Genomic DNA, 19,638 nt, shown 5'->3' with positions numbered 1-19,638 from the left:
GGTATCTTCAGAAGCATTCGGGTAACGTCCAGTGATGGCAAAATGCGCCACCATGCTACGGCCGTAAACTTCGCCCCACAACCAATATGAGTGGGGCAAATTTTCTTTGATCAGCATCCCCCCTCATCTAATGCATCCACGCTCAAGCATCATCCCTGGACCACAAAGAAACCACACCGGGGCAAGGTGTGGGGGCTCTTGAACATACGTGACATTACCGGTAACGCAGCGCCCTTACCCTTCAGCACTGGCTTGTTGCTCGGCCAGATCAGCGGCCTTGATCACTTCGTGCACCTTCACGGACAGTTCGAATAGAGCCGTCAGATATGGCCCTCTGGCAATCTCTAACGCTTCCTTGGCTTGACGGATTTTTTCAGCATCCCGGGGTCTTTCCAACTCTAGATGGGTCAGCTCATTATTAATATCCTGCATAACCCCCTGAGCTGCCTGCACGGCGTCACTGGCAGGCTTGATTTGGGCGATGTCGATCTTCAGCATGGTAGGCGTTCCTTTCTGTTTGTGACTCGAACCGCTATTGATTCCGACTAGCACGACCCGGCGTGATGGCAGCAGCCACATAGCCGAAGCTATGGCGCCCACAGGCTCGCATTTCCCCAATTAGCACGTCTACTGCTTGTGTGCCACCAGCCTCATAGCGTCCAATTCAGCATCTACGCAATGACTGCTTTTGGCCGAAAGCGGACTCGTAGTTTTTAAAAGCGGAGCATTTTGTACATTTCTGTCCCTAGCGTCTTATGCGAGGGTTACTAATTGAGTGTGGCATTCGTGATAGGTTGTGACGCTCACGAGTTTTTGACAGGAGGTCATCATGGCTAAACCAGCGGCGCGTAAGAGCGACCCATCTAGTTGCCCTATGCCAGGGCACGGTACCAACCCTATCGCGACAGGCTCTTCTGATGTGCTTTTCGATGGCCTACCCGCTGCACGCCAGGGCGACACTTGTACTTGTGGCAGTGCGTTGTCGTCGGGTCTGTCTTCAAGCGTTTTCATAAACGGCAAAAATGCCGCCACCATCGATACGGGGGGAACCCATGGCAGCATCGTCATCGGTGGATCGAGTACGGTGATCATTGGTGATACCCATACACCCTGCGAATTCATTTCTCCTGAGCTTTTAGCCGGCCATGCAAGATGGATCGGCTTCAGAATTCCTGCTGACGAAAGCTATGAGGGCTTATCGTGCACCGCTCATTTTGACGATGGCTCATCACTCCCAGGCGTGTTTAATAAAGAAAATACCGTGAAGTTTTCGAACCCATCGGGCAAGACGTGCTTGATGCTCAAGTTCGAAGATGAAGCGCCTGCTGAGGCCCCCTCTCTCACCGAGAGCTTATTGAACAAAATTCTAGGATAAGGAACATCCTATGACAGAGCCGTACATTGTCACTGGCAGCTATGTTGTTCAGCGTGAGCACGCTTTAAAAGACTCTCCGCTCGATAGAGCACTAGAGCTGATGGAAGGCGCTGCACTGAGGTTCTCTTTGGATGCCATCTCTGATGAGAAAGTCAGGGCGAGTTATCTGAAAAACATCAAACGCATGTCTCAGCAAACATTGGATGATGTGAAAGCAGGAAAGATTACAGCGCAAGAAGGCGTGCAGTTCAGTCATGAGATGAGAAACAAAATCATGATGGAGCATCGCAAATTCACCTCTGCGCAGGGTTTAGCGATTGTCCAAAAGAAAAAAGCTGATGGCAGGACGCTGCAATCGCTCTTTGACCGCTACTCGGAGCGACTCTTCAATAAACCCTACAACAGTCTTTCGGCTGCAGAGCAGTCGAAGGTTCACTACACCATTTTGGAAGCTGCCGGCCGGGACGATGTTAAGTTCACGAAAGGCACTCAAAAAATGCTGATCATGGGGAAACTCGGCATTCTCGTGACGGCTGCTCTGGCGACTTATCAAATCTTGAATGCTGAAAACAAGCCGAAAGAGACGGCGCGCCAAGGCATTATCGTCGGCAGTGGTGCAGTCGGAGGTATCCTTGCAGGGATGGGAGTCAGCGCGCTCTGTGGACCTGGTGCCCCCATTTGCGCGATTGCGGTTATCTTGGTTGGATCGGTCGCAGGCGGCGTCGCAGGGGAAGCAGTCGCGGATTCTCTCGATGAGGAACTAGAGGAGTTTTCGCATTGGGACATTTTCTAAGTGAACCTGAACTGACAAAGGTCAGAACCGCACTTTCTGATCCGTTCAATGACTTCCCGGTGGATTACGACTCCATAGCCAAGGAAGTAAAAGACGTCGATCCTGACGTGCTGTACGAGATCCTTTATTCAGAAGTTGCACCGGTGTGTTTCACCAATATTGCGGCAGCCGTGCCCTCTGTTTGGACGGGTTTTGATCCTGACTCACTCAACGCGATGATCGAAGAAAGGCTCGCGGCGAGGGAGAACAATTGGTTTCGCAGGCAGTTTGATAAAGCGCTGGTTCTCTGGCTGAAATACAACTACGGCTATATCTGGAAGGAAATTTCTTGCAGGCTTTGAGGTTCGGTTATGGACGGACATTAGGGCGTCAAGTCAATGTAACTACGCCCCACCGCCGTCGCCGCCAACGCCCCGACACAACCACTCAAACATCTCAGCCAGCGTGCGGTTGCAGCGCTTAAGCGCCGCTCCTATAGTTCGGCGTCGCAGCTAAATTCGCGAACGACCTTGGCCGGTCGAATTACAACGCAACATCAGCACTCACAACACCTTTGCAGTCACCTATCTGGTGCTCGCGACAGGATGTTATGACGGCTGTGCGCGGTGATTCTCCGGTCGTCATATACGCGTACAACGGTCATTTTCCTCGTCGTCGGCAACACAGGTGATTGCTCCCTACACAGGAGCTGCACCGATGATTGACCAGCCACTTTCTCGTTTCATCCCCGTCGACACCCACGACGCCGATCAAGCGGTTTTCTACCTCGATACCCAAGCCTCCCTGAACGATCTGGCCAGCAGCGCAGCCCATCGCTTCACCGTGGTGCGCGACCTGATGGACAGCCTGTCCACGCTTAACCTGAAAGACATTTCCGACTGCGATCTGGCGCGGGTGACGCGAGGGGTGCATTTGCTGACCCGGGAAGGGTGTGCGGTGTTGGAGGTGATTCAGTGGCGCACGGCGCAGGAGGCCTGAACGCTATTGAGCCAGGGAGGCTGTTTATAGCCGCTGCCGAAGGCTGCGATCGACTGCGTAGCAGACGCATATCCGGCCTCCCGGCTTTACCTGTTACACCGCGTCGTCAGGTTTGGCGGGCGCTTCGTCGGAATGCCGCCCAACCCGATCGCAGCCTCATTCTTCGGCAGCGGCTACAGGGAGCGTCAACCCCAAGCCGCCGACTCAGCCTTCGCACCTTATGAGGAGATCCCCGTGCACTATCCCATCAGCATCGAGTGGGGCGACGAGCACACGGCTACCGGCATCCAGATTCCCGACATTCCTGGCGCGGTCACCGCCGGCGATACCTTCGAGGCCGCGTATAGCGCCGCCATCGAAATCGCCCACGTCATGCTCGAAGAACTGGCCCGTGAGGGACAAGCCATTCCCCTGCCCTCGCCCACCAGCACACACCGCGCCAACCCCGACTTCGAAGGGATGGGCTGGGGCATGCTGGCTATCGATAAAACCGAGAAGGTCAATGTGACCCTACCGGGTTACGTGATTCAACGCATCGACCGCTTTGTGCGCGAGCACAACATCAAGAGCCGGTCGTCTTTCCTGGCGGATGCGGCGATGGAAAAGCTGGGGCGGTAAAGACCGAAAAGCGCCCTACACCCAGCCCCAAAACCCCAGACCGGCCGGCAGGCCGCCGTCTTGCTCTGCTCTTGCTTTGGCTTTTGATCTAAAAGCCCCGTTAACCACGATGGCCGAACGCAGGCATTGAGCCGTGGGTAACCCGGCAGGGATGCCGGGTTAGCCGCCCCAGGCCATGGATGGCCTGTGGCGGCGGCCCACGGATCAATGCCGGAGTGAGGGCATGCCGAGCCTAGGCGAGGGACCGAGTGGTGGGGCAAGACCTTTTGGTTACTTTTGGGGCGTTTGCCAAAAGTGACCCGCCGTAAGGGCGGAACCCTAAGCCGCCGTTACCGCAGCAACGGATATGCCCCCAAGACAATCGCGACCTACAACCTTCTCACTGCACCGGCAAAAAATTCATCAGCAACAAACTCTGCGCATAATTCAACCCAATCCGCCGATAACGCTCATCCAGCATCTGCGTCAACAAATCCAACCGCGCCACAATCTTCCCAAACTCCACAGCAAAACTCAGATTGCTGCCCTCCTCCGAAATCTCATTGGAAAACAGCAACAACTCCCCATTGGCCCCCTGCCGCTGGCTGAGCATCCAGGTAGCCTTTTCAATATTGCGCGCCGCATTGCTGACAAACTGCGGATCGATAGTGTCGGTCATGAAAAACTCAGTGCGCCCACCGTGGGCGGTCACCAGCATGCTGCCAATGGCATAGATGAAAGCGCCGACCCGGTCGCCACGAAACTCCGGGCTCAGGGCATAACTCAACGCCGCCAGATCGCGGCGGTTACCCAGGGCCGGCAACGCCTTCTGCTGCTCGATGGCCTGGCGGATTTCCCGCTGGGCGCTGGTGGCATCGGTATACCCCCACTCGCGCCACTGGTTGGGGTTGCGCAGGTAAAGCTTGTTCATCAGCAGGTACAGGCTTTGCAGGTTGTCGCGCATGCTCAGGGTGGCCATGCGGTCGACGCTGGTCTGGAAGAACTCCTGGGGTTTGCCATTGCTGAACTGGTGGACCATGTCGCGCCCCTGCTGCTGGCTGCAGCCACTGGCGCAGAGCATCAAGACAGCGGCCAGCCACAGAGGCTGGCGCGGCATACGCAGGCAAAACACGCGCAAGGAATAACGAGAAAGCGGATAAACCATCGGCACCATTCTGGACTCTGGCCGCGCGGGGAGTCGGCGCGGCCTGGCCCTGAATAGAACCGCAAAAACGCAAAAAGTGCGGTGACCGGGCCAACCGTGCATCGCCGGCCAACCCCGCCGAAGCCCTGGCCGGCAGCATGCAGGCTCGCCCCAAAAAAACATCAAGGCGCCGACGCCAGCCCGCCAATGGCCACGCGCCCCGCCCATGGCGGCTTGCCGATACGGCTTCGACGACTGATGCAAAACCGCCGGCGGCCTTGCATACTGCGCGCCCCGCACACTGCCCAAGGAAGAAACGTGTTGGCGCCTGCCCCCTCTTTGTCGAACCTGCTTATCCGTCGCCTGTTCACCCTGTGCTCATGGATCAACGCGCTCCTGAGCGGCATCGCCGTGGCCGCCCCGCTGGCGGTGATGGTAATCGCCGACCTGCAATTGATCGTCCCGCGGGACGTCAGCGGCACGCTGTTCGGCGGCGCCATGGGCTTCCAACTGTTCCTCGGCCTGTGGCTCGTCTGCCTCCTCGGCCTGACCCTGGCCCTGCTCACCCGCATGCCCGGCGCCCGCCTGGCCTGGATCGTCGCCGGGCTGGTGCCGCTGCTGCTGGGCGCCTGGTGGCGGATCAATTACCCGGACGATGCCGACGGCAACCTGATCTTCAGCCCGCAGTCCTGGGAGCTGGATTACGCGATGGCGATCGGCTGCGGCCTGGCCTTCAGCGGGCTGTACTGGTATCAGCGCGGGCGCCTCAAGCCCCGGCCAGCCGCCACCAGCGCGGATGTGCTGTTGCCGCGGATCGTTGGCGCGCTGCTGTTGGCTGGCGTGTTCATCCTCCCGGCGCTGAATTTCATCAAGCAGCCCTTGCCCAACTGTGCGTTCAACAAGGCCGGGCAACAGCTGAGCGTGTGCCTGAGCGATGACCCGAACGAGCGGGTGATCGTTGATTGATGGGCGGGACTTGGAAGATGCAGACGCAAGAGCGTCTTCCGTGCTTTGCCTGACATACCGCGCCGCCTGGTTTTGCGTACACTTCGCGTTCGGCGCAGCCTGCAACAGCGGCTACGGATGTGAAATGTACTTCTAAATACAGCCCGGTAGATCGCGTCGCTTTTGCTTTTGATCTTCGTGCCCCATCGGAGAGATTGTTAAACCCATCAATGATTCATATGCGGCAGCGATCACAGGCGGCAGCGCCACTTCCGACTCAAAGAAGACGATCAATCTCTGTGCTAGGTTCAATCCAAAATAGACGCTAGATCACATGCTTTGCGAATGTGATGTCCATTACCGGACGGTCATAGTCCAACAGGTGTGCATGATAGTGGCGGTACAACTGTAAGAGCAGAGCTGTATTGGGGCCAACCACATCCATCCCCCTATCGTCATATGGGAAAACCATGACGTGCTTTTTCAAATTGAACAGATAGAAATTACATCTGGGTTTTGGCTGTATCACGGAGAAGTCTTTAGCCAATGCACACCAAAGAAATGCTTGGAGCAGGGTTATAGGCGCTTCAAATGCCACGTTGACCCAATGCTCCGACTCATTTTCGCAGTACCACTCACCTGGATCTATTTCCTCGCTCCAAACTGACCGTTCAACGGGTATATCAATGCCGGCAGATCGAAGAGCGTGAATCGCGGCACGATGAGCAAATGGATTGCTTCCGGAGTGAATGCGTAGGCAAGCGACAAGCGTCGTTTCACCAACAAAGATATCGCTGCAAATCTGCGTTGATTTTCGCAGTGCCGAAAGGAACTGCTCTATCACCCCGCTGCCTTCAGAGAGTTCAAAGCGCAACCCTCCTGGATACGAATAGAAAAGAGGTCTAACAAAAGCTTTGCCCTCAAAAACTCTTTCAATTTCAAGCGCTAAACTCATTTAATCCCTTCGTGACTATCAGCCCGACTCCATGGCTGGGGCGGTGTGGGGTGATATTACTGTATACGTAAGGTCTGGGCTAAGTTGGCCAGCGAGAGACCGCTTCTGAACCCAGAATACGGAACGAGTGGCGCGCACAACTCATCCCGAAACCGGGCAGTACCACTGTCATAAAAGTGGATGACGTCACTATTTTGCCGGAGAAGTAACAGTGCTAACCGATCTGCAGGCCCGTGTATCACTCAAAGAGCTGATCGAAAAATACCTCAAGGGAAGAGATCCCGATTATGACCGTCTGATCGAAATCATCCAGGATCCATCACGGCAAGTCCCGATTAGAGGTGTGCTCGAGGATATTCAGCAGTACAACAAGATGCAGTACACGCAACAAGAGCTTGAGCTAATCGACGACCTTTTGTACATGTATGGGTAAGTCCCTATCACGTTGGCACGAGCTAGTCCTTTCAGCTCCAATCTCTCCGATCGCTATCTGGTCAGGCCCGGCGAGAGAACGTGACGTCATTTTGTCCATTCTGCACACCCGATTTGAATAACTGCATAGGCCGTTAGTAGCCATTCCTGAGCGCTATTGGGCCTGGAAGGCTGTTTGTAGCCGCTGCCGAAGGCTGCGATCGGCTGCGTAGCAGACGCACATCCTGCTTCGCGGGTTTATCTGTTACACCGCGTTGTCAGGTTTGGCGGGTGCTTCGCACCCGGTCGCAGCCTCATTCTTCGGCAGCGGCTACATCACAGGGTTTCATGAGAGAACGCGTTCAACTTCAGGTCAGCCGGTAGGCCGCCGTCTGGCTTTTGCTTTGGCTTTTGATCTGAAGGCCCCGTTAACCACGATGGCCGAACGCAGGCATTGAGCCGTGGGTAACCCGGCAGGACGCCGGGTTAGCCGCACGGGGCCAGGGATGGCCCCTTGCGGCGGCCCACGGATCAATGCCGGAGTGAGGGCATGCCGAGCCTAGAGGCGAGGCACCGAGTGGTGGGGCAAGGCCCTTTGGTTACTTTGGGGCCTTTCCAAAGTGACTCGCCGTCAGGGCGAAACCCTAAGCCGCCGTGACCGCAGCAACGGATATGTACACCGTCCAGAAAGTGCGGTGCCAGAACCGACGCTATCGCGAGCAAGCTTCGCTCCTACAGATGCCCACCGCATAATCGCTAGCGGCCGTGACCGCAGCGACGGATAGGTACACCGTCCAAAAAGTGCGGTGCCAGGGCCGACGCTATCGCGAGCAAGCTTCGCTCCTACAAAAGCCCACAACGTACAGCTGTCGATCCCCCAGCAAATTGCATTGCATCGCCTACCGTCGCAGGATGTCGCCCTGACCCACAACCGCTCAAAAGGACGTGCCGATGACAATTCGTGCTGTGGTTTTCGATTTTGGTGGCGTGCTGTTCGACTGGAGCCCGCACCACCTGTACCGCCAACTGATCCCCGACGATGCCCGCCGCCAATGGTTCCTCGAGACCATTTGCACCCAGGCCTGGAACACCCAGCAGGACGCCGGGCGAACGCTGGCCGAAGCGACCCGCAGCCTGCTGGCCGAACACCCGGAGCATGCGCCGCTGATCGAGGCCTATTACGGGCGCTGGCCGGAAATGCTCCGCGGCCAGCTGGATGACGGCGTGGCCTTGCTGGAAGAGTTGCACCAGGCGCAGATGCCGCTGTTCGGGCTGACCAACTGGTCCCGGGAGACCTTCCCCTACGCCTGGGACAACTATCCGTTCCTCCAGCGCTTTCGCGACATCGTGGTGTCCGGGCAAGAGCGGCAGATCAAGCCTGACGCCGAGATCTACCACACCGCCCTGCAGCGCATTCGCGCGCACCTGCCGGATGTGGCGCCGCAGGAGTTGGTGTTCATCGACGACCACGCGCCGAATATCGTCGCCGCCAAGGCCCTGGGCTGGAATGCGATTCACCACCAGTCGGCGGCTGAAACCCGTCGCCAGTTGCAGGTCTTGGGGCTTTTGGGCGCGATGTGAAATAGCTGGATGAAGCCGTTGCCGCAATGACAGCGGGGATCAACCGATCGCGATGAAAAAAGGCGATGGCCGCTGCCGGCCATCGCCAAATCGCCCTGCTCAGGCGCCTTGCAACGGTCCGGGTGAAACGATGATCTTGACGTTGTGTTCCTTATTGTTGACCAGTTCCTCGAAGCCCTGGCCAACGATCTGTTCCAGCTGGATACGCCCGGTCACCAGCGGCGCAATGTCCAGGCGGCCGTCGGCGATAAAGGCGATCACGTCGGCGAATTCACCGTTGTAGGCCAGCGCCCCCAGCACCTGCTTCTCGGTGGCCACCAACTCGAAGAAGTTGAACTCGCTGGGCTCCTCGAAGATGCCCACCAGCACGCATTTGCCAGCCTTGCGGATCAGGTCGATGGCCAGCTTGGCGGTGTGCTTGTTGCCGATGCATTCGAAACTGACATCCGCCCCCAACCCGCCGGTCAGGCGCTTGACCTCGGCCAGGGCATCGCACGCCTTGGGATCGAGCACATGGCTGGCGCCGACTTCCAGGGCCTTGGCCTTGCGCGCGCCGGACATTTCCAGGGCGATCACCTGGGCCGCGCCGGCAGCCTTGGCGCACATGATGGTGCACAGGCCGATGGTGCCGGCGCCGACCACCACCACGTTCTGGCCCAGCAGGCTGCCGGCCTTTTTCACCGCGTGCATGCCCACCGCTAACGGCTCGATCAAGGCCCCGGCCTCGGCGGGAAAGTTGTCCGGCAAGGCGTACAGCAGGTTGGCCGGCACGTTCACCCGCTCGGCGAAGGCGCCGTTGTTCATCAGCCCGGTAAAGGCCAGATTCTCGCAGATGTTGTACAGGCCGTGGGTGCAGTAATAACAGGTGCCGCAATGCTGGCAGGCGTCGGCGGCCACCGCCTGGCCAACGCTGAACCCCTGGACCCCGGCACCGAGGGCGACGATCTCGCCGCAGAACTCGTGGCCGAGGATGCACTGGCCCTTGATCCCGGTCAGCGGGTGCGGCGCTTCCACCGGAATGAACACCGGCCCGGCCACGTATTCGTGCAGGTCGGACCCGCAGATGCCGCACCAGTCGACCCGGATCTGCACCCAGCCGGCGGGCGGCGCCTCGGGCAGCGGCACGTCTTCGACGCGGATATCGTGACGGCCATGCCAGACCGCGGCGCGCATGCTGGGGACGGCTTTGAGGGAAACACTCATCTTGGCTTCTCCTTGTTTTTGTCGGGCTGCGACGGCCCCTTGGCCGCCGCAGAAAACTTCAGTGCTGCTGGATAAAGTCGAGGATCAGGCGATTGACCTGCTCCGCCGCTTCCATCTGCACCATGTGCCCCTGCCCCGGCAGCACCTCGATCTGCGCCTTGAGCCCGGCGCTGTGGCTCACCGGAATGATCCGGTCGTCGCTGCCCCAGATCACCAGCACCGGCTGCCCGCCGTCCTGCACCACGGGGCGCAGGTCAGCCTGCTGGCGGCCCTCGGCAAACAGCTGGCCGGCCAGTTGCCCGAGGGCCGCGTCCACCCCTTCCAGGCGCTTGAACTTGAGCATGTCGTCGAGCATCTGTCGGTTCACCAGTTCGGCGTTGGAGAACAGCTGCACCAGCTGCGGCTTGAGGGCATTGCGGTTGCCGGCCTCGACAAAACCGCGCAGGTAATCGCCGTTGATTTCGGCCCCCAGCCCGGCGCTGCCGATCAGGCTCAGCGAGCGCACCCGCTGCGGCGCCAGGCGCGCGGTGTTCAAGGCCACCGCGCCGCCCATGGAATGCCCCACCAGATGGGCCACGGGAATCTCCAGGTGATCGAGCAAGGCCAGCAGCACGTCGCTCAGTTCGTCCAGGTCGCCCCGTTGCAGGGCCTTGGCCGACTCGCCGTGGCCCGGCAGGTCGAGGGCGACCACCCGGCGCCCGGCGGCCAGGGCCTCGTGGTTGAACAGCCAGTTGTTCAGGTCGCCGCCGAAACCGTGCACCAGCACCAGCGGCATGCCGCCTGCGCCGCGCTCGAAGTAGCGGATCAGCCGGCCCTCCAGCTCGACCTTCTGCGGCGCCGGGCCGCTGTCTTCGTCGGCGGCATCGCCGGGCACGAAAGCCGCCTGGAACTGCTCGATCACCGCGTCGATCTCGGCGTCGCTGGCTTCGCCCTCGACCACGATGCCGAGCAAGGCGCCCACCGCCAGGGTCTCGTCCTGGCGGGCGACTTGCCGGCGCAGCACCCCGGAGAACGGCGCCTCGACGCTGCTGGAGATCTTGTCGGTTTCCACGTCCAGCATTTCGTCGCCCTTGCTGATGCTCTGCCCCTCTTCCTTGAGCCAGGCATCGACCCGGCCCTCGGTCATCGACAGGCCCCACTTGGGCATGGTCAGGGTATGGATCTGGCTCATCGGCGGCTCCACTCGATCAGGTTCAGCACGGCCTGTTCGATCTTCGCCGCGTCGGGGATGTACAGGTCTTCCAGGGCATCGGAGAACGGCACCGGGGTGTGCGGCGCGGTGACCATTTCGATGGGTGCCTTGAGCGCGGCGAAGGCTTTTTGCGCCACCAGCGCCGAGATGTCGGTGGCCATGGAGCAGCGCGGGTTGGCTTCGTCGATCACGACCAGACGCCCGGTCTTCTCCACGCTTTCCAGGATGCTGTCTTCGTCCAGCGGGCTGGTGGTGCGCAGGTCGATGACCTCGCAATCGATGCCGCGCCCGGCCAGGCTGCGCGCCGCCTCCAGCGCGGTGTTGACCGTGCGCCCGTAGGACACCAGGGTCACGTCCTTGCCGTCGCGCAGGAAGTTGGCCTCGCCGAACGGAATCGCATAGGACTCCTCCGGCACTTCGCCCTGCAGGCTGTAGAGCAGCTTGTGCTCGCAGAAGATCACCGGGTCGTTGTCGCGGATGGCCTGGATCAGCAGGCCCTTGGCGTCATAGGGCGACGACGGGCAGACCACTTTCAGCCCGGGGATGTGGGTCCACAGCGAGGTGAGCATCTGCGAATGCTGGGCCGCGGCGCGCAGGCCGGCGCCGACCATGGTGCGGATCACCAGCGGGGTCTGCGCCTTGCCGCCGAACATGTAGCGGAACTTGGCCGCCTGATTGAGGATCTGGTCCAGGCAGCAGCCGGCGAAGTCGACGAACATCAGTTCGCACACCGGGCGCACGCCCCGGGTGGCCGCGCCCACGGCGGCGCCGACATAACCGATTTCCGACAGCGGGGTGTCCAGCACTCGCCCGGGGAATTGGTGGTAGAGGCCCTTGGTCACGCCCAGCACGCCGCCCCAGGCGTCGTTGTCGCCGGGGGCACCGGCACCGCCGGCCACGTCTTCACCCATGATGAACACGCTGGGGTCGCGACGCATTTCCTGGGCCAGGGCTTCGTTGATGGCCTGCTGGTAACTGATTTTTCTCGCCATGATGGTTCTCTCGATTTTTTGTTGTGGGGGCGATGAAGGGGGCCGCTCAGGGGTAAGCGACGTAGACGTCGCTGAGCAGATCGGCCGGGCTCGGCTTGGGGTCGGACTTGGCCTTGCGCACCGCGTCCTCGATCAGCGCGTCCACCTCCTGGTCGACCTGCTCCAGTTGGCTGGCCTGGACCAGGCCCGAGCGCGTGGTGCGCTCGCGAAACTGCATCAGGCAGTCGTTGTGCTCGCGGTAATGCTTGACCTCGTCGGGGGCGCGGTAGGTCTGCGCGTCGCCCTCGAAGTGGCCGTAGTAACGGGTCAGCTTGACCTCGATCAGCGAGGGGCCCTCGCCGGCCCGAGCCCGCTCTACGGCGGCGCCGGCGGCCTCGTGCACGGCGAAGAAATCGAAGCCGTCCACCGTCACCCCGGGCATGCCGAAGCCGGCGGCGCGGTCGGCGATGTGGTCGCAGGCCACCGACCAGTTGGACGCCGTGGCCTCGGCGTAGCCGTTGTTCTCGGCGATGAACAGGCACGGCAGGTTCCACACCGAGGCCATGTTCATGGCCTCGAACACCGCCCCTTCGTTGGAGCCGCCGTCGCCGAAGAACACCACCGACACGCCGTCGGTGCCCTGCAGCCGCGCCGCCAGGGCAGCGCCCACCACCAGTGGCGCGCCGGCGCCGACGATGCCGTTGGCGCCGAGCATCCCCTTTTCGAAATCGGCGATGTGCATGGAGCCGCCCTTGCCCTGGCAGACCCCGGTCTTCTTGCCGTAGATCTCGGCCATCATCCCGTACACGTCCACGCCCTTGGCGATGCAATGGCCGTGGCCACGGTGGTTGGAGGCGATGCAGTCATCGTCCCGCAGGTGGGCCATGACCCCGGCGGCCGAGGCCTCTTCGCCGGCGTACAGGTGGACGAAACCGGGGATCTCGCCGGTGGCGAATTCCACGTGCAGGCGTTCTTCGAATGCGCGGATGGTGCGCATCACCCGGTAGGCATGCAGCAACTGCTCAGTGGTCAAAGGTGTCGACATTTTTATTCTCCAGGGTGTCTTCGGACTGAAAGTTCACGGGGTGTTGCCGGTGCTGGCGGTCGATGGCCAGCAGGCGCTGGCGCGCCGCGTGGTCCAGCACCGCGTTGACGTCGATGCTCAGCGGGCCGCCGCCATCGAGGGTGACCGTGGGCCGGTCGTGGGCGTTGAATTCGATCTCGCGCTCGCCATCCAGGGCCAGGGTGCCGGCGCTCAGGCACAGCGGCTGGGGCACGTCGGGCAGCAGGTAGCCGGCGTCCCGCACGCCGCAGCCCTGCAACAGGCCCGGGGCCAGGGGCACCAGCAGCGCTTCGGGGGATTGAGGATCGAGGCGCATCCAGGCGCCGTGGGGCTCCTGGCGGGTGACCGGCAACCACAGCCCGCAGAGCGCGGAAATACCGATGGACTGGGGCTCGGCGAAGGTCACGAAGACCTCGGCCAGGTCGCTGGCGCGGCTGATGGCGCGGGCGCCGACAAAGGCCAGGGGCGACACTGCCACGTCCACCAGGGCCACTTCGCAGAGGCCCCGGGAAGGCTCGCGCACCAGCAGGCGTTTGTTGCGCCGCAGGGCGATTGCGCCGGGCACCCGGCCGCTGGCGTAGAGGCCGCCGGCCAGCCCGGCGCTGGTGGCTTCACGCAGTTCCGGGAAAGCATTGTTGGTGCCGGTGGACAGGGTCAGCAAGGGGATATCGCCGACCTCGGCGGCCACCGCCTTGTGGGTGCCGTCGCCGCCGAGCACGGCGATCAGCGCCACCTCGCGCTCGGCCATCCAGCGCGCCGCCCGGCGGGTGTCCTCGACGCTCTGGCGCAGGGTCAGGTCAAGGAATTCCAGGGCCGGCCAGTGGTTGTCCCGGGCCTGGCGGCTGCGGCTGTTCTTCTGCACCGCGGCGGCGATCCCGGTCATGTCGGTGGGCATCAATACCTGCTCGATGCCGGTGGCGCCGAAGGCCGCCAGCAGGCGCTGGATCACCGAGACCTTGTCGGTGCTGGAAAACAGCCCGGCGTTGGCGGTGAGGCGGCGCACATCGCGCCCCGAGGCCGGGTTGGCGATGATGCCCACGCTCAGGGGACGGCGACTCATAAGCCCACCGCGGGCGGATCACAGGCAGGACAAGACATGGGGCACCTCGTTGTTATTCTTCGATGAGCCAGTCGGGGCTGGTTATCCAGGGATAGAGCAAGGCCGGTGCCAATTGCCCTGGAAAACCCGGACAAGGCCGATCCAGAGCGCTTGCCTTGAAGCTGGCGAGGCCTTGGCCAGCCCCACCGATGAGACGTTGCATGTCAGGTTGCACGGGGCTTCGGCGAGACCTTGAGACGTTGCGTCTCACGCCCGCCGCCGGGGCAGCCGGCGCTTGTCGAGGCGGGCGGATCGGCGCTTAATTGCGCCCACAACGATAAGAAGCTGCAACCGGAGGCCTTCATGCTTTCCGCACACTCAAGAGCCCACGTGGACTGCGTCAGCCGGATCCTGAAAAACGCCGCGCACCTGCCCCAGGCGCCGGTCCCGAGCCTGATCCTCGACTCCTGGCGCCGCTCCCTGGAGCAGCACCACCTGGACCCCGGTTCGCTACAGGGGCCACGTATCCTGTCCCAGGATGTGCTCAAGGAATGCCGCGAGCGCTCCGAGCTGTTCCTGCGCATTGCCAGCGAAGAAGTGGCCCGCCTCCACGGCCGGGTGCGCGACGCCGACTATTGCGTGCTGCTCACCGACGCCCAGGGCCGGACCATCGACTACCGGGTGGAATCGACCATTCGCAACGACTGCCGCAAGGCCGGCCTGTACCTGGGCACCTGCTGGTCGGAGGGCGAGGAAGGCACCTGCGGCGTGGCGGCGGTGCTCACCGCCCGCGCGCCGATCCCGGTGCACAAGCGCGACCACTTTCGCGCGGCCTTTATCGGCCTGACCTGCTCCGCCGCGCCGGTGTTCGACCCCCTGGGCGAACTGCTGGGGGTGCTGGATGTTTCGGCGGTGCGCTCCCCGGACGAGCGCCGTTCCCAGCACCTGATCCGGCAGATGGTGGTGCAGAGCGCCCGGGAGATCGAACAGGCGTTCTTCATGAGCAGCGCCCAGGGTTATTGGGTGCTGCGGGCCCACGCCAGCCCGGGTTATGTCGACAGCCAGCCCGATTATCTATTGGCCTGGGACGACGACGGCTGCCTGCGCGCGCTGAACCCGGCGGCCCGCGCCTACCTGCTGCAACGTTATGGCCAGCTGCCCCAGCACATCGCCCAGGTGTTCGATCCGCAATTGCTGCATCGCGCCCGGGATGAAGCGCTGTGCCCGCTGTCCGCGGAACTGCATGGACGGCTGCGGGCGCCGCGCCGGCCCCTGAGCCGCCCGCGCCTGAGCATGGCCGGCGAGCCACTGGACCCGCGGGTGGAGCAGAGCCTGCGCCTGGCGGTGCGGGTCAAGGATCGGCATCTGCCGGTGCTGATCCAGGGCGAGACTGGTTCCGGCAAAGAAGTCTTCGCCCGCCAGCTGCACCAGGCCAGCCAGCGCCGCGAGCGGCCGTTCGTGGCGGTGAACTGCGCGGCGATCCCGGAAAGCCTGATCGAGAGCGAGCTGTTCGGCTATGTCGCCGGAGCCTTTACCGGAGCCTCCGGCAAGGGCATGCAGGGCCTGCTGCAACAGGCCGATGGCGGCACCCTGTTTCTCGACGAGATCGGCGACATGCCCCTGGCCTTGCAGACCCGCTTGCTGCGGGTTTTGGCCGAGGGCGAAGTGGCGCCGCTGGGGGCGTCGCAGCGCCGGTCGGTGGATATCCAGGTGATCTGCGCTACCCACCGCGACCTGGAAAGCCTGGTGGCCGAGGGGCGCTTTCGCGAGGACCTGTATTTCCGCCTGGGCGGCGCGCGCTTTCAGTTGCCGCCGCTGCGCGAACGCAGCGACCGGCTGGCGCTGATCACGCGGATTGTCGAGGAGGAATCCAAGCGCTGCGGAGCGCCGGTGCAACTGGGCAACGCGGCCCTGGAATGCCTGCTGGGTTATCGCTGGCCGGGCAATGTGCGGCAATTGCGGCATGTACTGCGCTATGCCTGCGCGGTGTGCGAGGGGCCGTTGATCCAGCTGCATGACCTGCCGGAACAGGTGCGCGGGGTCGAGCCCGCGGGCGCCCTGCCCGCCCAGGAAACCGGCGGCAGCCCCGAGCGCCAGGCGTTGCTGGATGCCCTGGTGCGCCATCGCTGGAAGCCGGTGGCGGCGGCCAGGGCCCTGGGTATTTCCCGCGCGACCCTGTACCGCCGGGTGCAACAGCACGGCATCCAGATGCCCGGACGCAGCCCGGCCTGAGCGGGGTCGGCGATGCAGAGTCCGTAGCCACTGCCGCAGGCTGCGCAGGAGACGTAAAACCCGCATCCATGGTTGACCTGTGCACCGCGCTGCCTGGCTTGGCGTCCGCTGCGCGGCCGTGCGCAGCCTGCGGCAGCGGCTACACCGTCGGGCGCGCGGCAGTGGCTATGGGGTCGGGGGTTGGTAGCGCGCGCGGTAGCGGCCGGGGCTTTCGCCGGTCCATTTCTTGAACGCGCGGTGGAAGGCGCTGGGTTCCTGGAAGCCGGTGCGCTCGGCGATTTCGCCGATGCTGGCGCGGCTCTGGCGCAGCAGTTCGACGGCCATGGCGCGGCGCACTTCGTCCTTGATCTCCTGGTACGACACGCCCTCGCGCTCCAGGCGCCGCCGCAGGGTGCTGGGGCTGACCTGCACCTCGCCGGCAAAAGCTTCCAGGGTCGGCCACTGGCTGTAGTGACTGCGGCGCAGGCGTTGATAGACCTGGGTCGCCAGGCCGTGCTGGTTGCGAAAACGGATCACCAGCCATTGCGGCGCGCTGCGCAGAAAAACCTTGAGCGAGGCCAGGTCCTGGACCACCGGCAGGCGCAGGAAGCGGCTGGCGAATTCGATTTCGGTACGCTCGGCGCCGAAGGTCAGGTTCGGCCCCCAGAGCAAGGCATCGTCGCTCAGGGACAGGCGCGGATAACGAAAGTCGGCGCGGTCGATGGGAATGCGCCGCCCGCCGAGCCAGCACAGCAGGCTGATCATCAGCACCAGGAAGGTCTCTTCACCAAAACGCCCGGCGGCGTCATCGCAAGGCTGGCTGTCGAGGCTCAGCACCGCGCGCTTGCCGCGCACGCTGAGGCAGCCACGGAAGTCGCGCAGGAACAGGCTGAAGTTGGCCAGGCATTGGCGCAGGGCCTTTTCCAGGGTCGGCTCCTGGATCAGCCCGCGGCAGATCAGGGCGAACGCCCCCGGCGGCAGGCCGTGGGAATCGAGCTGGAAAAACTCGTCGCCCAGCTCGCGGATCTGGATCAGCCACAGGGCCGCGAACGCGCTGGCCGGCACCCGCGCCTCGGGCTGGCCGAGCAAGGCCGGATCGATGCCCGCTTCGGCCAGCACCGCGGCCAGGCGCTCGGGCCGCTCACGCAAGGCGTGGACCATCACCTGCACGAAGTAGACCGCGACCGAATCCTTTTCCCGCATGGAATGACTGCTCTCTGTGGCTGTGGACATGGCAAAAAACGCCAGCGCGGCTGAGCGCTTTTGGCATAGGCCGGGGTCGGCGCGGGCACTAGACTCGCGCCTCGAAGGTTGCATTGCAAGACGCGCTCGCGCTGCGCTGCGACACGTCCGGACGAAGAAAGAGAAGCCAAGATGAATCTGCAGAATATCGGTGTGATCGGCGCCGGCACCATGGGTAACGGTATCGCTCAGGTCTGTGCCCAGGCCGGGTTCGAAGTGACCTTGCTGGACATCAGCGACAGCGCCCTGCAAAAGGCCGTGGCCACGGTGAGCAAGAACCTCGACCGGCTGATCGCCAAGGGCAGCCTGGACGAAGCGCAGAAACAGGCGGCCCTGGGGCGCATCCGCACCAGCACCGACTACGCCAGCCTGGTCGACGCACAACTGGTGATCGAAGCGGCCACGGAAAACCTCGAGCTGAAACGGCGGGTGCTGCAACAGATCGCCGCCCAGGTTTCCAGCACCTGTGTCATCGCCTCCAACACCTCGTCGCTGTCGATCACCCAGCTCGCCGCCAGCGTCAGCGCGCCCGAGCGCTTCATCGGCCTGCACTTCTTCAACCCGGTGCCGGTGATGGGGCTGATCGAAGTGATCCGCGGCCTGCAGACCAGCGACGCGACCCACACCCTGGCCCTGGACATGGCCACCCGCCTGGGCAAGGTCGCGATCACCGCCGGCAACCGCCCGGGCTTCGTGGTCAACCGGATCCTGGTGCCGATGATCAACGAGGCGATCCTGGTATTGCAGGAAGGCCTGGCCAGCGCCGAGGACATCGACGCCGGCATGCGCCTGGGCTGCAACCAGCCGATCGGCCCGCTGGCCCTGGCCGACCTGATCGGCCTGGACACCCTGCTGGCGATCCTTGAGGCCCTCTACGATGGCTTCAACGACAGCAAATACCGGCCCGCGCCGCTGCTCAAGGAAATGGTCGCCGCCGGTTACCTGGGGCGCAAGACCGAACGTGGCTTCCACCGCTATGGCTGAGCGTTGCTCGCGTTTCGCCGAAAGCCGCGACAAGGCCCTGGAGCTGTTCGCCAGCAAGGGTTTCGGCCAGGTCGGCATGCGCGAGCTGGCGAGCCACCTGGGGCTGACCCCGGGCTCGCTGTATCACCATTACCCAAGCAAACAGCACCTGCTGCTGGACCTGATCGAAGAGTTCTACGACGAACTGCTCGGCACCCTGGGGCGCATCGAACGGCGGCGCAAGGCGCCGGACGATCGCCTGCGCACCCTGATCCGCGCCCACCTGAAACTGCACCGGGAACTGCCTCGGCATTTCCGTCTGGTGGAGCGCGACAGCGGTTGCCTGAACCAGGACCAGCAGCAGCGTGTGCGCCAACTGCGCGAGCAATATGAACGCCGCCTGCTGATGCTCCTCGGCCCGCTGCCGCGGCTCGGCGACGCGGCGCTGCTGGCCACCGGGCATGCCATCGCCAGCCTGCTCAACAGCGCGCCCGGCTGGCTGGACGAGCAGCCACTGACCGAGCACGAGCGCGAAACCCTGCTGGAACACCTGCTCAGCGGCGCCCTGGAACGGCTGTTGAATAGCGCGCCGCAGAGCGCCGTGGCCTGAACCGCGGCGCAACACCAATCGCCGCCCCTGCGACCATCGACTGCCGACCGCACTCCCACAGACAACAACCGCCCCTGTAGCCGCTGCCGCAGGCTGCGATAAGGCCCGCAAGGGCTTCGGCGTCCGTGCGTTCTCCGCGAGCCTGCGGCTCGATCGCAGCCTGCGGCAGCGGCTACCGGTGAGGCGGATGACGGGGCATGTAAGTGGCGGTGCCTGCTTGTATTCATTCCTTGTAAGCGGTGGGTCGCTGATTGCCAAACGCGCTATAGAGCCGCGTCAGTTCCTTGTCCTGCCTGGATATATTTTTTCCCGATAACGGCTATTCAAAGTTATTCGTTCACCCTCGCGTTTGCCCCATGCCCGGC

The 19,638-nt window shown here is 62.8% G+C and carries 20 protein-coding genes; 11 read left to right on the top strand and 9 right to left on the bottom strand.

Going from position 1 to position 19,638, the window contains the following annotated elements:
• Positions 1 to 234: 234 nt before the first annotated feature.
• The gene (locus BMY68_RS03035; protein WP_085530367.1) at positions 235 to 498 is read right to left on the bottom strand and encodes a hypothetical protein; all 264 of its coding nucleotides are present in this window, start codon (positions 496 to 498) and stop codon (positions 235 to 237) included.
• 331 nt (positions 499 to 829) lie between these two features.
• Between BMY68_RS03035 and BMY68_RS03030 the strand changes: the two genes are divergently transcribed.
• The 5 genes from BMY68_RS03030 to BMY68_RS03010 all read left to right on the top strand — a co-directional run bounded on the left by BMY68_RS03030 (position 830) and on the right by BMY68_RS03010 (position 3,764).
• Positions 830 to 1,375, top strand: a complete 546-nt coding sequence (locus tag BMY68_RS03030) for a PAAR domain-containing protein (RefSeq protein ID WP_085530366.1) — start codon at positions 830 to 832, stop codon at positions 1,373 to 1,375.
• A 10-nt stretch (positions 1,376 to 1,385) separates the two neighbouring features.
• On the top strand, positions 1,386 to 2,168 hold the full coding sequence (locus tag BMY68_RS03025) for a hypothetical protein (protein WP_063429476.1): 783 nt from the start codon (positions 1,386 to 1,388) through the stop codon (positions 2,166 to 2,168).
• The gene (locus BMY68_RS03020; protein WP_085530365.1) at positions 2,153 to 2,509 is read left to right on the top strand and encodes a DUF7079 family protein; all 357 of its coding nucleotides are present in this window, start codon (positions 2,153 to 2,155) and stop codon (positions 2,507 to 2,509) included. The genes BMY68_RS03025 and BMY68_RS03020 overlap by 16 nt, the downstream gene beginning before the upstream one ends.
• 355 nt (positions 2,510 to 2,864) lie before the next feature.
• Positions 2,865 to 3,146, top strand: a complete 282-nt coding sequence (locus tag BMY68_RS03015) for a hypothetical protein (protein WP_085530364.1) — start codon at positions 2,865 to 2,867, stop codon at positions 3,144 to 3,146.
• A 234-nt stretch (positions 3,147 to 3,380) separates the two neighbouring features.
• Entirely contained in the window at positions 3,381 to 3,764 is a 384-nt protein-coding gene (locus BMY68_RS03010; protein WP_085530363.1) for a type II toxin-antitoxin system HicB family antitoxin, read from the top strand.
• 379 nt (positions 3,765 to 4,143) lie between these two features.
• Here the strand turns inward: BMY68_RS03010 and BMY68_RS03000 are convergent, their stop codons facing one another.
• Positions 4,144 to 4,860, bottom strand: coding sequence for a hypothetical protein (locus BMY68_RS03000; RefSeq protein ID WP_239694062.1), 717 nt, complete (start codon positions 4,858 to 4,860; stop codon positions 4,144 to 4,146).
• A 345-nt stretch (positions 4,861 to 5,205) separates the two neighbouring features.
• Here BMY68_RS03000 and BMY68_RS02995 point away from each other — a divergent pair, with 345 nt between their 5' ends.
• A complete protein-coding gene (locus tag BMY68_RS02995) occupies positions 5,206 to 5,853 on the top strand; it encodes a hypothetical protein (protein WP_085530362.1) in 648 nt (215 codons plus the stop codon).
• Positions 5,854 to 6,157: 304 nt separating this feature from the next.
• On the opposite strand, the gene BMY68_RS02990 is transcribed toward BMY68_RS02995, so the two are convergent.
• A complete protein-coding gene (locus BMY68_RS02990) occupies positions 6,158 to 6,787 on the bottom strand; it encodes a DUF3885 domain-containing protein (RefSeq protein ID WP_085530361.1) in 630 nt (209 codons plus the stop codon).
• A 211-nt stretch (positions 6,788 to 6,998) separates the two neighbouring features.
• On the opposite strand from BMY68_RS02990, the gene BMY68_RS02985 reads away from it, so the two are divergent.
• The gene (locus BMY68_RS02985) at positions 6,999 to 7,220 is read left to right on the top strand and encodes a hypothetical protein (RefSeq protein WP_085530360.1); all 222 of its coding nucleotides are present in this window, start codon (positions 6,999 to 7,001) and stop codon (positions 7,218 to 7,220) included.
• 929 nt (positions 7,221 to 8,149) lie between these two features.
• Positions 8,150 to 8,779: an HAD family hydrolase gene (locus BMY68_RS02980; protein ID WP_085530359.1), complete on the top strand. Its 630-nt coding sequence runs from the start codon at positions 8,150 to 8,152 to the stop codon at positions 8,777 to 8,779.
• 99 nt (positions 8,780 to 8,878) lie between these two features.
• Here the strand turns inward: BMY68_RS02980 and BMY68_RS02975 are convergent, their stop codons facing one another.
• From BMY68_RS02975 to BMY68_RS02955, 5 genes are all read right to left on the bottom strand, one after another.
• On the bottom strand, positions 8,879 to 9,952 hold the full coding sequence (locus BMY68_RS02975; RefSeq protein WP_239694081.1) for a 2,3-butanediol dehydrogenase: 1,074 nt from the start codon (positions 9,950 to 9,952) through the stop codon (positions 8,879 to 8,881).
• Positions 9,953 to 10,040: 88 nt separating this feature from the next.
• Positions 10,041 to 11,153 carry an acetoin dehydrogenase dihydrolipoyllysine-residue acetyltransferase subunit gene (locus tag BMY68_RS02970; protein WP_085530357.1) on the bottom strand — a complete coding sequence of 371 codons (1,113 nt, stop codon included), beginning with the start codon at positions 11,151 to 11,153 and terminating at the stop codon, positions 10,041 to 10,043.
• The gene (locus BMY68_RS02965) at positions 11,150 to 12,166 is read right to left on the bottom strand and encodes an alpha-ketoacid dehydrogenase subunit beta (protein ID WP_009043079.1); all 1,017 of its coding nucleotides are present in this window, start codon (positions 12,164 to 12,166) and stop codon (positions 11,150 to 11,152) included. Before BMY68_RS02965 ends, BMY68_RS02970 begins: the two co-directional genes overlap by 4 nt.
• A gap of 46 nt (positions 12,167 to 12,212) precedes the next feature.
• Positions 12,213 to 13,190: a thiamine pyrophosphate-dependent dehydrogenase E1 component subunit alpha gene (locus tag BMY68_RS02960; RefSeq protein WP_085530356.1), complete on the bottom strand. Its 978-nt coding sequence runs from the start codon at positions 13,188 to 13,190 to the stop codon at positions 12,213 to 12,215.
• Positions 13,168 to 14,268, bottom strand: a complete 1,101-nt coding sequence (locus tag BMY68_RS02955) for an ATP-NAD kinase family protein (RefSeq protein WP_009043077.1) — start codon at positions 14,266 to 14,268, stop codon at positions 13,168 to 13,170. Before BMY68_RS02955 ends, BMY68_RS02960 begins: the two co-directional genes overlap by 23 nt.
• A gap of 342 nt (positions 14,269 to 14,610) precedes the next feature.
• Here BMY68_RS02955 and BMY68_RS02950 point away from each other — a divergent pair, with 342 nt between their 5' ends.
• The gene (locus BMY68_RS02950; RefSeq protein WP_085530355.1) at positions 14,611 to 16,479 is read left to right on the top strand and encodes a sigma-54-dependent Fis family transcriptional regulator; all 1,869 of its coding nucleotides are present in this window, start codon (positions 14,611 to 14,613) and stop codon (positions 16,477 to 16,479) included.
• Positions 16,480 to 16,644: 165 nt separating this feature from the next.
• On the opposite strand, the gene BMY68_RS02945 is transcribed toward BMY68_RS02950, so the two are convergent.
• Positions 16,645 to 17,661 (bottom strand): AraC family transcriptional regulator, encoded by a 1,017-nt coding sequence (locus BMY68_RS02945; RefSeq protein WP_085530354.1) that lies wholly within the window; start codon positions 17,659 to 17,661, stop codon positions 16,645 to 16,647.
• Between the two features lie 171 nt (positions 17,662 to 17,832).
• On the opposite strand from BMY68_RS02945, the gene BMY68_RS02940 reads away from it, so the two are divergent.
• On the top strand, positions 17,833 to 18,684 hold the full coding sequence (locus tag BMY68_RS02940; protein ID WP_085530353.1) for a 3-hydroxybutyryl-CoA dehydrogenase: 852 nt from the start codon (positions 17,833 to 17,835) through the stop codon (positions 18,682 to 18,684).
• Positions 18,677 to 19,273: a TetR/AcrR family transcriptional regulator gene (locus BMY68_RS02935; RefSeq protein WP_062822931.1), complete on the top strand. Its 597-nt coding sequence runs from the start codon at positions 18,677 to 18,679 to the stop codon at positions 19,271 to 19,273. The genes BMY68_RS02940 and BMY68_RS02935 overlap by 8 nt, the downstream gene beginning before the upstream one ends.
• The last annotated feature ends 365 nt before the right edge of the window (positions 19,274 to 19,638 follow it).

It is taken from the genome of Pseudomonas sp. NFACC41-3, from assembly GCF_900109505.1.
Taxonomy (GTDB): Bacteria; Pseudomonadota; Gammaproteobacteria; order Pseudomonadales; family Pseudomonadaceae; genus Aquipseudomonas; species Aquipseudomonas chlororaphis.
This window is presented reverse-complemented; position numbering and strand designations above follow the sequence as displayed.

Excerpts from the sequence above, each read along its gene's own strand:
- BMY68_RS02970 (WP_085530357.1), bottom strand. The coding sequence starts at position 11,153 with ATGAGCCAGATCCATACCCTGACCATGCCCAAGTGGGGCCTGTCGATG.
- BMY68_RS02945 (WP_085530354.1), bottom strand. The coding sequence starts at position 17,661 with ATGCGGGAAAAGGATTCGGTCGCGGTCTACTTCGTGCAGGTGATGGTC.
- BMY68_RS03000 (WP_239694062.1), bottom strand. The coding sequence starts at position 4,860 with ATGCCGCGCCAGCCTCTGTGGCTGGCCGCTGTCTTGATGCTCTGCGCC.
- BMY68_RS02960 (WP_085530356.1), bottom strand. The coding sequence starts at position 13,190 with ATGTCGACACCTTTGACCACTGAGCAGTTGCTGCATGCCTACCGGGTG.
- BMY68_RS02975 (WP_239694081.1), bottom strand. The coding sequence starts at position 9,952 with ATGCGCGCCGCGGTCTGGCATGGCCGTCACGATATCCGCGTCGAAGAC.
- BMY68_RS02950 (WP_085530355.1), top strand. The coding sequence starts at position 14,611 with ATGCTTTCCGCACACTCAAGAGCCCACGTGGACTGCGTCAGCCGGATC.
- BMY68_RS03030 (WP_085530366.1), top strand. The coding sequence starts at position 830 with ATGGCTAAACCAGCGGCGCGTAAGAGCGACCCATCTAGTTGCCCTATG.
- BMY68_RS02990 (WP_085530361.1), bottom strand. The coding sequence starts at position 6,787 with ATGAGTTTAGCGCTTGAAATTGAAAGAGTTTTTGAGGGCAAAGCTTTT.
- BMY68_RS02940 (WP_085530353.1), top strand. The coding sequence starts at position 17,833 with ATGAATCTGCAGAATATCGGTGTGATCGGCGCCGGCACCATGGGTAAC.
- BMY68_RS02955 (WP_009043077.1), bottom strand. The coding sequence starts at position 14,268 with ATGAGTCGCCGTCCCCTGAGCGTGGGCATCATCGCCAACCCGGCCTCG.
- BMY68_RS03015 (WP_085530364.1), top strand. The coding sequence starts at position 2,865 with ATGATTGACCAGCCACTTTCTCGTTTCATCCCCGTCGACACCCACGAC.
- BMY68_RS02965 (WP_009043079.1), bottom strand. The coding sequence starts at position 12,166 with ATGGCGAGAAAAATCAGTTACCAGCAGGCCATCAACGAAGCCCTGGCC.
- BMY68_RS03025 (WP_063429476.1), top strand. The coding sequence starts at position 1,386 with ATGACAGAGCCGTACATTGTCACTGGCAGCTATGTTGTTCAGCGTGAG.
- BMY68_RS03035 (WP_085530367.1), bottom strand. The coding sequence starts at position 498 with ATGCTGAAGATCGACATCGCCCAAATCAAGCCTGCCAGTGACGCCGTG.
- BMY68_RS02935 (WP_062822931.1), top strand. The coding sequence starts at position 18,677 with ATGGCTGAGCGTTGCTCGCGTTTCGCCGAAAGCCGCGACAAGGCCCTG.
- BMY68_RS02980 (WP_085530359.1), top strand. The coding sequence starts at position 8,150 with ATGACAATTCGTGCTGTGGTTTTCGATTTTGGTGGCGTGCTGTTCGAC.